This is a genomic window from Anaerobacillus sp. 63XJN7_4_ISO-PGPR-S23-413, from assembly GCF_056173725.1.
Genome location: NZ_CM149688.1, coordinates 2,260,463 through 2,272,214, shown reverse-complemented (window position 1 = coordinate 2,272,214; position 11,752 = coordinate 2,260,463). Strand labels below are relative to the sequence as shown.

The 11,752-nt window shown below is 39.4% G+C and carries 9 protein-coding genes and 1 riboswitch; of the genes, 7 read left to right on the top strand and 2 right to left on the bottom strand.

Features of this window, described 5'->3' with window-relative positions; genetic code table 11:
- Nucleotides 1-197: 197 nt before the first annotated feature.
- Nucleotides 198-1,472 carry an acetylornithine deacetylase gene (locus AC0VYO_RS12040; RefSeq protein WP_475367607.1) on the bottom strand — a complete coding sequence of 425 codons (1,275 nt, stop codon included), beginning with the start codon at nucleotides 1,470-1,472 and terminating at the stop codon, nucleotides 198-200.
- A 149-nt stretch (nucleotides 1,473-1,621) separates the two neighbouring features.
- Nucleotides 1,622-1,726: riboswitch (TPP riboswitch) on the bottom strand.
- A gap of 148 nt (nucleotides 1,727-1,874) precedes the next feature.
- Between AC0VYO_RS12040 and AC0VYO_RS12035 the strand changes: the two genes are divergently transcribed.
- Together AC0VYO_RS12035 and AC0VYO_RS12030 are read left to right on the top strand one after the other, a co-directional pair.
- Nucleotides 1,875-2,864, top strand: a complete 990-nt coding sequence (locus tag AC0VYO_RS12035) for a sodium:calcium antiporter (RefSeq protein WP_430245421.1) — start codon at nucleotides 1,875-1,877, stop codon at nucleotides 2,862-2,864.
- A gap of 164 nt (nucleotides 2,865-3,028) precedes the next feature.
- Nucleotides 3,029-4,204, top strand: a complete 1,176-nt coding sequence (locus AC0VYO_RS12030) for an MFS transporter (protein WP_475367606.1) — start codon at nucleotides 3,029-3,031, stop codon at nucleotides 4,202-4,204.
- A gap of 81 nt (nucleotides 4,205-4,285) precedes the next feature.
- Here AC0VYO_RS12030 and AC0VYO_RS12025 read toward each other — a convergent pair whose 3' ends face one another.
- Nucleotides 4,286-4,867 (bottom strand): biotin transporter BioY, encoded by a 582-nt coding sequence (locus AC0VYO_RS12025; protein WP_430245417.1) that lies wholly within the window; start codon nucleotides 4,865-4,867, stop codon nucleotides 4,286-4,288.
- A 365-nt stretch (nucleotides 4,868-5,232) separates the two neighbouring features.
- On the opposite strand from AC0VYO_RS12025, the gene AC0VYO_RS12020 reads away from it, so the two are divergent.
- The 5 genes from AC0VYO_RS12020 to AC0VYO_RS12000 all read left to right on the top strand — a co-directional run bounded on the left by AC0VYO_RS12020 (nucleotide 5,233) and on the right by AC0VYO_RS12000 (nucleotide 11,729).
- Nucleotides 5,233-5,625, top strand: a complete 393-nt coding sequence (locus AC0VYO_RS12020; protein WP_475367605.1) for a hypothetical protein — start codon at nucleotides 5,233-5,235, stop codon at nucleotides 5,623-5,625.
- 316 nt (nucleotides 5,626-5,941) lie between these two features.
- A complete protein-coding gene (gene parE / locus AC0VYO_RS12015) occupies nucleotides 5,942-7,912 on the top strand; it encodes a DNA topoisomerase IV subunit B (RefSeq protein ID WP_430245413.1) in 1,971 nt (656 codons plus the stop codon).
- Nucleotides 7,913-7,914: 2 nt separating this feature from the next.
- On the top strand, nucleotides 7,915-10,341 hold the full coding sequence (parC, locus tag AC0VYO_RS12010) for a DNA topoisomerase IV subunit A (protein WP_475367604.1): 2,427 nt from the start codon (nucleotides 7,915-7,917) through the stop codon (nucleotides 10,339-10,341).
- A 157-nt stretch (nucleotides 10,342-10,498) separates the two neighbouring features.
- Complete coding sequence (locus tag AC0VYO_RS12005; protein ID WP_430245409.1) at nucleotides 10,499-10,993, top strand: metal-dependent hydrolase; 495 nt, start codon at nucleotides 10,499-10,501, stop codon at nucleotides 10,991-10,993.
- A gap of 70 nt (nucleotides 10,994-11,063) precedes the next feature.
- Nucleotides 11,064-11,729, top strand: a complete 666-nt coding sequence (locus AC0VYO_RS12000; RefSeq protein ID WP_475367603.1) for a TVP38/TMEM64 family protein — start codon at nucleotides 11,064-11,066, stop codon at nucleotides 11,727-11,729.
- The last annotated feature ends 23 nt before the right edge of the window (nucleotides 11,730-11,752 follow it).

The window sequence follows — 11,752 nt, the reverse complement described above, 5'->3', positions numbered from 1 at the left end:
ACTATTCATTTACTAAAATTCCCCCTCTTAAAAAGTGGGGGAATTTTTCTTTACTCATCTCCACATTGCTTCGGAATAACTCATTTTCCAAAACATATAGTCATACCTTGTTGTGATTAGTAAAATTACTTCTAGATCGGTGAGTTCTTCTTCAGATAGGTTGAAGTTTTTCATGTAAATGCTCACTAAAGCTCATGTTAATGCGCTCCCTTTTTTGTATTTACCCAATCAAGAATAAAGTGCATCATCGATTGTGTATAATTGATTAGCTGATGGATAGATACATATTCGTTTGTTGAGTGAGCTTGTGCTAGCTTTCCGGGACCATAGATGACGGTTGGTATTCCAGCATCACCGAGCCAACCGCCGTCTGTCACAGTTTGAGAAGTACCTATTTCAGGTCGACGAAAATGAATATGCTCATGCAAATCTGATAACAACTTGACAGCGGGATGATGTTGGTCAACTTCTAAAGAAGGGAAGATCTCTCCCTTGTCGATCATCATAGAAGTGCCACCCCACTGAAACGTCGGTGGGTGGTCTCTAAGCCAGATATCTGCATTCGCAGTTAATCTGATATGATCCTCAATTTCATCCATAACGTCTTGATAAGTTTCATTTGGATAGTAATGAACGGTAATCCATAACTTGCATTCGTCTGCAATGAATGCAGCATGCCGACCACCTTCGATAACGGCCGGATTAATTGTTGTCATTCCTGGTTTCACACCAGGGTAGCTTTTTACGATGGACCAATGCCGCTCTAGATCCTGTAATGCTTGGATAATTTTCATCATTTTTTCGATGGCACTAGCCCCGTGAAGCCCACCACCTGCATGAATCATATTTTGGCGCAGTGCATCATGGTGTGTCTTTGAATCTTTTACTGTGATCCAACCAGTGACCACGCCCCCTTGTCCCTCTATTCTCAAATCACTCGTATCCGCTACTACGGCGAAATCAGCGGTATAACCCCGCTCGCAACACTGTGATGTACCCGCTTCTCCAATTTCTTCTCCAGTAACCGATTGAAAAAGAACTTTCCCCTTAAGAGGAAGATTGTTTTCTTTTAATAGTTTAAGTGCGAATAAGTTAGCTGCAATACCTGCTTTCATATCTGCGGCACCTCTGCCGTATACCTTATTATCTGATATTGTGGGTTCAAAAGGAGGAAAACTCCAATTTTCATCTTCACCCACTTCTGCCACATCAACGTGTCCATTTAAAATCAAACTTTGGTATTCTGTTACTTCTTCATTAAGAATCCCTACAATGATTGGATCACCAGGATGCATATCCCACTTGTCAATCTTGAACCCGATGTCAGTGAGGTAGGACGCAATGAAGTCTTGAATTTCCTGGGTATTTCTGGCTGGTGGGGCTGGGGTTGCGTATTGGATTAACTGATTTGTAAGATTGATTAATTCTTGTTTTCTCTCGTCTACTAGATTAAAGATTTCTTTCTTTACCATCACACCACATCCTTTTTAGCTTATATTGTTGGTATTTCTCACCTTTAAACAAAAGGAAAACCAACAAAACCCATGCATATAGACCTGAATTTAAAAAAGCATCGCTCCTATAAAAGAAGCGATGCATACTAGACAGAGTAGACCTGTCACAATTACATACACTTCTTTCCTACGCCAGTATGATCCGGATCAGGTAGTGAGGGTCGAGACAAATGTCCCTCTCAGCTGATTTCGCAGCACCCCTAGAAGTATTCGATTGAATTAATTTAACAATAGCTTACTTGTGAATCATTTACAATTATGGAACATTACATTTTCGAGTCATTCTTTTCATTATGGTTTAGTATTAACCTAGGAAGGAAATAGTCATCAAGGAAATCGAACGTATTAAGGAGATCATCTATGAATTTAATATTTACAATTCTACTATTTATTCTAGCTGCGATTGCCACCTATTTCGTTGCTACTCGACTTGCTATGTATGGTGATGCCATTAGTGAGAAAACAAAAACGTCTTCAGCGTTTATGGGAATTATCATTGGTGCTGCTATATCATTGCCCGAACTAACATCAAGCGTGACCGCAATTGCTATTGATAGTCCAGATCTTGCAATCGGGAATTTGCTTGGGAGTAATTTATTTAATCTATTAGCCCTTGCCGTTCTTGATATGGTCTACCGTCGCGAACAGATTATGGGACAAACAGATGTAGGAAGTAAGCTATACATCTATCTTGTTATCGTGATGACGTTAATCGTTGTAGGAGGTTTATCCTTAACACTACCAGCGAGCATTTATCATATCGGATATAGTTCGATCATTCTTGTTCTTGTGTATTTTGCTGGTGTGAAATGGATTAACAAATTAACAGAAGAGAAAGTGAAACGAAGAAGTCGAAAGAATGAAAAATACGGTGAGTTTTCATACCAAAAAGTTCTAACGATGTTCATCTTATCCGCTGTCGGTATTATGATTGTCGGAACGGTGTTAACATTAACTGCCGATCGAATTGCGGAAAGCACAGGATTAGGAGCTTCATTTGTTGGATCTTTCCTTGTAGGAGCGAGTACTTCTTTGCCTGATGCTGTAAGTGTTGCAACAGCGTTGAAACTTAAGAATTACAGTATGGGAATAACCTCGCTTCTAGGAAGTAACGCCTTTAATATCATGCTACTTTCGTTTACAGATGCTATTTATCTTAAAACAAACTTATTTAGGCATGCTAGCATGTCTAATATTGTGACAACTGTATCATCAATTGTGGTGGTGCTCGTCATTTTATATAGTATTACAAGAAAACAAAAACGTAGCACGCTTTTTTATATGGTGCCATCCACTTTAATTGTCTTGATCTATTTTGTCGCTACGTATTTCGTCTATCAGATGAAGTAAGTTGCAGAGAGTTAATACTCTCTGCAACTTTTTTTCTTATCTAGAATACTCGATGTGACGGAGATGGTAACGCTACCGAAAAATAGTCCGAAAATAATCGCAAGTTTTAAGTTAAATACACCGTGGAATCCCCTGTGATAGATTAATTTATGGAGGTAAGATCAATGTCAAAAGGGAAAAGTATTCATGCGTTAATTATTTTATTATTTACCCAGTTCGTTTCTGGAGGGGTGACGAATACAAAGGGGATTGTACTTGATAAAGTTGAAACGGATATTGGACTTGATATGAGCCAATTCGGATTAGTTGTCTTGATATTCCAACTAGGCTTTACGCTCGCGAGTTTGATTTTCGGTTATTTAACAGATAAAAAAGGGTTAAGAATAATGGTGATCTTTGCAACGATTGTCATGGGACTTGGTTTTGCAGGTACCGGATTTGCACCGAACATTACATTCTTCTTAGGTTTCTATATGTTAATTGGGTTCGGGCTTGGAGCACTTGGTGTTGCTTCCAATGCGATTGTACCGGCTGCATATCCAGAGAAACAAAATCAAATGTTCAATTTAGCGATGGGGATCTATGGACTTGGGATGATTGTCTTTCCACAAATCCTTAACTACATGTTCCAATTTGCATCATGGCGATATTTCTATCTGGCTATTGCCATCTTAAATATTCTCGTTATTTTTTATGTCACATCGGTTAAATTCCCTGATGGTAAAGCAGAAAAAATCAATTTAAAAGCATTTATACCAATGTTAAAAGATGCACAAATGATTTTCTTAATGTTCTTCTTAATTTTCGAAGTATCTGCAGAAGTTTCGTTTACTAATTTCTTCCCGCCTTACTTAAAATCTCTTGAGTTAGGAGGAATATCTACCGAAGCAAAATCGGATATGGTCGCAACGATTCTATCACTCTTCTCAGTATTCTTTATGATTGGGCGCCTAGGAGTGGCTTATCTTGCGAATAAAATCAACGAGCGATTGATTATGATTTCTTTCTCATTAGGATCCGTCATTATCGTAGCAATCAGCTTCTTCTTTGCGAACCAGGTACCTTATTTATTTGCTGGAGCTGGGCTTTTCTTCTCTACATTATTTCCAACCGCTACGGCATTTGGAACGACAATTTCAAAAAATCCAGGTACTGCACTAGGTCTAATCTATGTAGCATCTGGTATTGGTGGTGGTATCGCAGGATACATCATTGGGATTGTTTCAGAAGCTTTCGGAGAGAAAGGTGGATTTGGTCTCGTCATTGTTTTCCTTGCATTAATGTTTATCGTTTCTCTATTCTTAAATTCAAATAAGACAAAGCAAACTGCAAATGAATAATACTCACACGTAAAAAAAGCCGCCGGTATAACTACCGGCGGTAAATTTATATTCATCTATTGGGAATAGAGGAATGCAGTGTTAAGCTACTTGCGCTCGCTTTGCTGTTTTCGTAACAGCACTGTAGATGCGCGGTGAGATTAGAGCAGCTACAATTGATAAAATTACGTCTTTCGGCAATGGAGCAACCATCCACATCCATGCCATTCCATAAGTAAATCCTTCAGGCGCTTCAGCCCAAAATTTGTATGCGTAGTACATATAGTTTGTACCTAGAACATAATTCAAAATAAATCCAGTAAAGCTTGCGATCATGAATGTTCTCATAGTTGGTTTAGATTTTGATTCTACGATTTTCCCTGCAACATAAGCAACTAAAATATAAGATAGAATAAATCCAAATGTTGGTTTAAATAAGACGGCAGGACCACCAGTAAACTGTGCAAACACTGGTGCACCGGCAAGACCAACGAATGCGTAAACAGACAATGAAATAGCGCCAAGTCGACTGCCGAGTAAAAGGCCAGCTAAAATAGCGAAAAAAGTTTGGAGTGTAATAGGCACGCCACCGACAACAAGGAATTGAGCAATATTTGCTCCAACGGCCATTAATGCTGCGAACATACCTGCGTAAACTAAATCAATTGTTTTCATTTTCCTCATGACTGATCCTCACTTTCGTTATCACTATAATGAATCGTAAAAGAAAAATCAAATTGTGTCAACATAAATTTATATTTAGTTAACATTAATGTTAGTAAGTGAATAAAATTAATTGGTTTTAATGGGATATAGTATTTAATTAGTTGATATACATTTAAACGACACCCTTTATTTATATAAAGTTAACATATTTTTGTTTGTGGAAACGAAAGCTTCAGTCAAGATCTCTCCAAGTGCGGTCAATGAATTGTTATTTTAACGAAATGTTTTTTGCGGAGGAATGAAGACGATTATGAGAAAACGCACTACTCAACAAAAAATCTATGGTAAACTAAGAGCGAAAGTATGTTGAAAGGAGCCTCTGAATGAACTTGTTAAGAGGAACTCTCCTGTCTATTTTATTGCTCTGTTTCGTACTTGCCGTTAGCACTGCTTTCGCAAATGGACAGGATGAACAGCTTGAAAATGTAACAGGTGAGGTTCAAAAAAAGATGATCCGCTATGAAGAACCAAAACTTACGAATGCGACGGATCAAAAAGATGAAAGCAATGCTGAAAATGAAGCAGATGTAACAAGTGAAGATGCAGAAGAGGCGACAAATACGCCAGTTGAAAAACCTTATTATTATCTTATTGTTAACGAAACTCCTTATTTAGCCGATAAAACTGATTGGGAGTCGGTTGAAGAAGGTCATATCGTTACGCTTGGTTATGAAGAAGGTAACGTGCATGTCGTAAAAACAATTGTTGAAGAATAGACAATAAGGTACAATACGGTTCGATGTTTTTTTCTCTCCTGCCACTGTGCAGGATTTTTTAATATGGAAATAATCGTCGTTCTCATAGTGGGAAAACTTTCAGGAACAAAGAAAGTCTTTTGCTAATAAAAAGCTTAGAGGCATCATTTCTTTTCTATTGAGACGCATTTAGTAAGAAGCTGTAAAACACTGCCTGGCTATTAAAATGACTGCGATGTGGCAATGCTTTAAAAAAAGGATAGGGTATAAGAAAAGATAGAAACACCCGTTCTCATATGGTAGGCTAGTCTATACAGCAAGTTGAAAGGGGAAAAACATGGTAACAAAACAAAAGCAAGAGTATAGTGACGATTCAATCCAGGTTCTTGAAGGCCTTGAAGCGGTTAGAAAGCGTCCAGGTATGTATATAGGAAGCACGGACTCAAGAGGTTTGCATCATCTAGTTTATGAAATCGTTGATAATTCAGTTGATGAAGCTCTTGCAGGACATGGGGATGAAATCAACGTTACTTTATATGAAGATAATAGTGTCAGTATAGAAGATAACGGTCGAGGTATGCCAGTTGGAATGCACAAACTTGGCAAACCAACACCAGAAATTATCCTTACGATTCTCCACGCTGGTGGTAAATTTGGACAGGGTGGTTATAAAACGAGCGGTGGACTACACGGTGTAGGTGCATCTGTAGTAAATGCTCTCTCTGAATGGCTTGAAGTAACCATTCATCGCGATGGATTCATCTTCAAACAACGTTTCGAAAATGGGGGTAAGCCCGCCACAACTCTCGAAAATATTGGGAAAACGCGCAAAACGGGAACAACGATACATTTTAAGCCGGATACATCGATGTTTAGCACGCTAAATTATAACTACGATACCCTTAGTGAACGTTTGCGTGAAGCTGCATTTTTGCTTAAAGGACTAAAGATTGAACTGAATGATAAGCGTCATGACCGTAAAGAAGTCTTCTATTATGAAACCGGTATCGAGGCATTTATCAATTATCTAAACGAAGACAAAGAGACGCTTCATCCAGTTGTCACCTTTACCGGTGAGAGCAATGGTATTGAACTAGATTTCTCCTTCCAATACAATGATGGATTTTCAGAGAATGTTCTCTCATTCGTAAACAATGTCCGAACGAAGGACGGTGGAACACACGAATCTGGAATGAAAACAGCCATTACGCGCGTGATCAATGATTATGCTAAGAAAGTGAACCTTCTGAAAGAAAAGGATAAGAATCTTGAGGGGAACGATATTCGCGAAGGATTTACGGCCATTGTTTCTGTTCGTATTCCTGAAGAATTGCTGCAGTTCGAGGGGCAAACGAAAAGCAAGCTAGGGACAAGTGAAGCGCGCTCAGCGATTGATGCGATCGTATCCGGTCAGATTTCTTATTTCTTAGAAGAGAATCCGTCCATTAGTGAAATGCTAATAAAAAAATCCATTAAAGCCGCTCAAGCTCGGGAAGCTGCCAGAAGAGCAAGAGAAGATGCAAGGTCTGGTAAGAAAGGAAAACGCAAGGAAACCATTCTAAGTGGAAAACTGACTCCAGCGACTTCGCGTAATCCAAAAAAGAATGAGCTTTACTTAGTTGAGGGAGACTCAGCAGGAGGCTCAGCTAAACAAGGACGCGATCGTCGTACACAAGCAATCCTTCCGCTACGAGGGAAAGTTATCAACACGGAGAAAGCGAAGTTGCAGGATATTTTTAAGAACGAAGAAATCAATACGATTATTCATGCTATTGGAGCGGGAGTCGGACCTGATTTTACTATAGAAGATTCAAATTACGATAAAGTAATTATCATGACGGATGCCGACACCGACGGCGCTCATATTCAGGTGCTTCTATTAACTTTCTTCTACCGCTATATGAAGCAGTTAGTTGAACATGGAAAGGTATTCCTTGCTCTTCCACCGCTATATAAAATTAGTAAGGGTAAAGGCAAGAAGGAAGTTGTGGAATACGCCTGGGATGAAGATGGTATGAAAGAGGCTATGAAAAAGGTTGGTAAAGGCTATACGATTCAACGCTATAAGGGTCTAGGTGAAATGAACGCCGATCAATTATGGGAAACAACGATGAATCCTGAGAGCCGCACATTGATTCGCGTAAAGATTGAAGACATTGCTCGTGCAGAACGACGCGTCTCCGTTCTTATGGGAGATAAAGTCGAACCGCGAAGACAGTGGATTGAATCCAATGTGGCATTCGGATTAAATGAAGAAACAAATATCATCGAAAATGAGAACATTTCCATTATTGAAGAGGAGGCGTAACATTGGCTAACGCAGAAAAATTCTTAGATCTCCCACTGGAAGATGTCCTTGGAGACGCTTTCGGTCGCTATAGTAAATACATTATTCAGGACCGTGCCCTGCCCGATGCAAGGGACGGTCTGAAGCCTGTGCAACGTCGTATTCTTTATGCGATGCACCATGAAGGTAACACAGCAGAGAAAGCATTTAGAAAATCAGCTAAAACGGTCGGTAATGTTATTGGTAACTACCATCCACACGGAGATACATCAGTGTATGATGCAATGGTCAGAATGACGCAGGATTGGAAAGTAAGGAACATCCTGGTTGAGATGCATGGTAATAATGGTAGTGTCGATGGAGATCCACCTGCTGCGATGCGTTATACAGAAGCTCGTCTTGCGGCCATTTCATCAGAACTTCTACGAGATATTGATAAAGATACAGTTGAGTTTGCTCCAAACTTTGACGATACACAAAATGAGCCTATTGTTTTACCAGCACGTTTTCCTAACTTGCTCGTTAACGGCTCAACGGGTATTTCAGCCGGGTATGCAACAGACATTCCTCCACATAACCTTGGAGAAGTTATCGATGCTGCCGTTATGCAAATGGAGAATCCTGACGTAACACTACAAGAGCTAATGGGTGTTATTAAAGGACCTGACTTCCCAACTGGTGGCATTGCTCAGGGAACAGAAGGGATTCGGAAAGCATTTGAAACAGGCAAAGGAAAATTCATTTTACGTGGCAAGGCAGAGATTGAAGAAGTTCGTGGAGGACGTCAACAAATTGTTGTGACGGAAATTCCATATGAAATTAATAAAGCGAACCTTGTGAAGAAAATTGATGAACTAAGAGTAGATCGAAAAATTGAAGGGATCTCAGAGGTCCGTGATGAAACAGATCGTACTGGTCTTCGATTCGTCATTGAGTTAAAAAAAGAAGCAGATGCTAACGGTATTTTGAAATATTTATACAAAGCGACTGACCTTCAAATTACGTATAACTACAATATGGTAGCCATTTACAACAAAACACCGAAGCAAATGGGCTTAAAACAAATTCTAAAGGCCTATATTGAACATCAGAAGGAAGTTGTTATTCGTCGCTCAGAATATGACTTAAAACGTGCGAAAGACCGTCAACACGTTGTAGAAGGCCTCATTCGTGCCATTTCTATTTTGGATGAAGTGATTGCGACGATTCGTTCATCAAAGGATAAGCGTGATGCTAAAAACAATTTAATGGTTCAATACGAATTTACAGACGCTCAGGCCGAAGCGATTGTAAACTTACAGCTATATCGCTTAACAAATACGGATATCACAACGCTTCAAAAGGAATCTGAAGAGCTTAGTCAGCTTATTAACAAGCTTGAAACGATTCTTGGAAGTGAGAAAAGACTTGTCAATCTTATCAAAAAAGAATTATTAGAAATCCGTAAGAAATATGCAGATGGTCGTATGACTGTGATCGAAGATGAAATTGAAGATATCAAAGTTAATCTTGAAGTAATGGTTCCATCTGAAGACGTGATTGTAACCGTGACAGAAGATGGCTATGTTAAGAGGACAAGCCCTCGTTCTTACGCGGCATCGAATGGAAAAGACTTCGGAATGAAAGAAACGGATACGCTGCTACGGCAATTCGATAGCAATACGACTCATACGATATTGCTATTTACGAATAAAGGAAGCTATCTTTACTTGCCTGTCCATGAGCTACCAGAAATCAGGTGGAAAGATTTAGGGCAGCACGTTGCAAACATTGTGTCCATTGAATCTGACGAACGAATTATTGAAGCTATGGAAGTTAAAGAGTTTAAAGATGATCAATTCCTCGTCTTCGTGACAAAGCAAGGAATGATTAAGAAAACAGAGCTTTCTCAATACAAAGCTCAGCGTTATTCAAAGCCTCTCATGGCTCTAAAGTTAAAAAAAGAAGATGAATTGATTGATATATACCGGACAAACGGAAGTAAAGAAGTCTTTCTAGCAACGCACTTCGGATACGGCCTTCGGTTTAAAGAAGAAGAGATCAGTCTTGTCGGGCAACGGGCAAGCGGAGTGAAGGGCATTAATTTAAAAGAAGATGATTACGTTGTGAGTGGAATTATTTATGAACCAACAGCTAAGCATGACATTTTCCTTGTCACTCATAGAGGGGCAGTCAAGAAAATGCAGTTAAGTGAATTTGAGATTACCACAAGGGCCAAGCGTGGTGTCGTGATGCTAAGAGAATTAAAATCAAATCCTCATCGTGTCGTGGGTGTTGCCGCGACAACAAAACAAGACTTGATCATCGTACGAACGAAAAAAGGTGAGCCGGTAGAAGTCGATCCATCTACGTACAGACCTAATGATCGCTATAGTAATGGTTCTTTCGTTCTAGATGTAAGTGAAACTGGCGATGCCATCGAAATCAAAAAAATCGACAAACTCGAATAACCAACCAAAAGATCCGCTTCAGAGCGGGTCTTTTTTTAGTATTTGTGGTAATCGATTTGTGTTATACTTAATGATATGCGAACATATGATTGCACCCCCTCTAAAATGGCACTTTCCAACAATACGAACAAGAAAACACACAAGAAGGAGGAATAAAATGGAGGGGAAAACACACGCCATTGGTGGTATATGCCTTGGCGTAGCCGCTCAAAGCTACTACATAACAAATAAATTAGATGCACCAGAAATGATCGTCTTTTACGGAGCGTGCCTTTTTGGTTCACTTCTTCCGGACATATGTCATCCGGGATCATGGACGGGACGCAGAGCAAGGACATTATCCAAAGGGATAAGCAGATTTTTTGGACATCGTACTATCACTCACAGTATTCTTTTTATCATTCTAATCTACTGGTTGATGTCAACATTCAGCTTTCAATTCGACCACTTGATTCAAATTGGACTTCTCGTTGGCATCGTTAGTCATATTGCGCTGGATGCCATGACAGTAAGAGGTATTCAATTGTTTTATCCCATCCCTCTTCGCGTACGATTCCCGCTTTATTTGAAAACGGCATCGAAGGGCGAAGGTGTCGTATCAAGTAGTTTGATCATCCTAACGCTTTTTCTAGTATACAAACAAATGATGTAAGCCATGTTACAGCAAATTTCATGTCATTCAGTTAATATAGACATGAGAAGTGTTGAGAGAGGATGGGGAGATGAAGCATCCAAAGGTATGGTTTAAGTGGTTTGCAATAGTCATTGTTGTTGGTTTATTAATTTGGTTCAGCCGTTTGTACCTTGATTTTAAAGTAGAAGAGATCAGAGATTGGATATTATCGTTTGGCATACTTGCGCCGATTGTTTATATGGTGATTTACACCATTCGTCCTCTTATTTTTTTCCCAGCCTCTGTCTTATCCATTGCAGGGGGGCTAGCATTTGGCTCTTTGTTTGGAACCTTTTATACAGTGATTGGGGCAACAGGAGGAGCGGTGTTATCATTTATTGTAGCAAGAAAGCTAGGTAAATCGATCGCAAATAAAGATTGGCAAGGAAAAGGACGTAAATTACAAGAACAGCTTGAGAAGAACGGATTCTTTTATGTGTTATTCTTTCGGTTCGTTCCTCTTTTTAACTTTGACTTAATTAGTTATTCAGCAGGACTATCTAAAATTCGTTTTGCATCATTCTTTTTTGGTACGCTTATTGGTATCATTCCAGGGACATTTGCATACAACTTTTTAGGTAGTAGCCTAGTCTCAGGTGATCCAAAGATTATTGCCATTGCGGTAGGCGTTTTTATTTTACTTTCGGTTATTCCAATCCTCATTCGGAATCGAGTAACCAAAAAGGATCCGGCGCTTGACGAGAATTCGAAATAATAAAAGGAGCAGGGCGTTAACCG

Bases quoted from the DNA above. Each gene is read 5' to 3' on its own strand.
- AC0VYO_RS12025 (WP_430245417.1), bottom strand. From the start codon at position 4,867: ATGAGGAAAATGAAAACAATTGATTTAGTTTACGCAGGTATGTTCGCA.
- AC0VYO_RS12020 (WP_475367605.1), top strand. From the start codon at position 5,233: ATGAACTTGTTAAGAGGAACTCTCCTGTCTATTTTATTGCTCTGTTTC.
- AC0VYO_RS12005 (WP_430245409.1), top strand. From the start codon at position 10,499: ATGGAGGGGAAAACACACGCCATTGGTGGTATATGCCTTGGCGTAGCC.
- AC0VYO_RS12000 (WP_475367603.1), top strand. From the start codon at position 11,064: ATGAAGCATCCAAAGGTATGGTTTAAGTGGTTTGCAATAGTCATTGTT.
- AC0VYO_RS12040 (WP_475367607.1), bottom strand. From the start codon at position 1,472: ATGGTAAAGAAAGAAATCTTTAATCTAGTAGACGAGAGAAAACAAGAA.
- AC0VYO_RS12035 (WP_430245421.1), top strand. From the start codon at position 1,875: ATGAATTTAATATTTACAATTCTACTATTTATTCTAGCTGCGATTGCC.
- parE (WP_430245413.1), top strand. From the start codon at position 5,942: ATGGTAACAAAACAAAAGCAAGAGTATAGTGACGATTCAATCCAGGTT.
- AC0VYO_RS12030 (WP_475367606.1), top strand. From the start codon at position 3,029: ATGTCAAAAGGGAAAAGTATTCATGCGTTAATTATTTTATTATTTACC.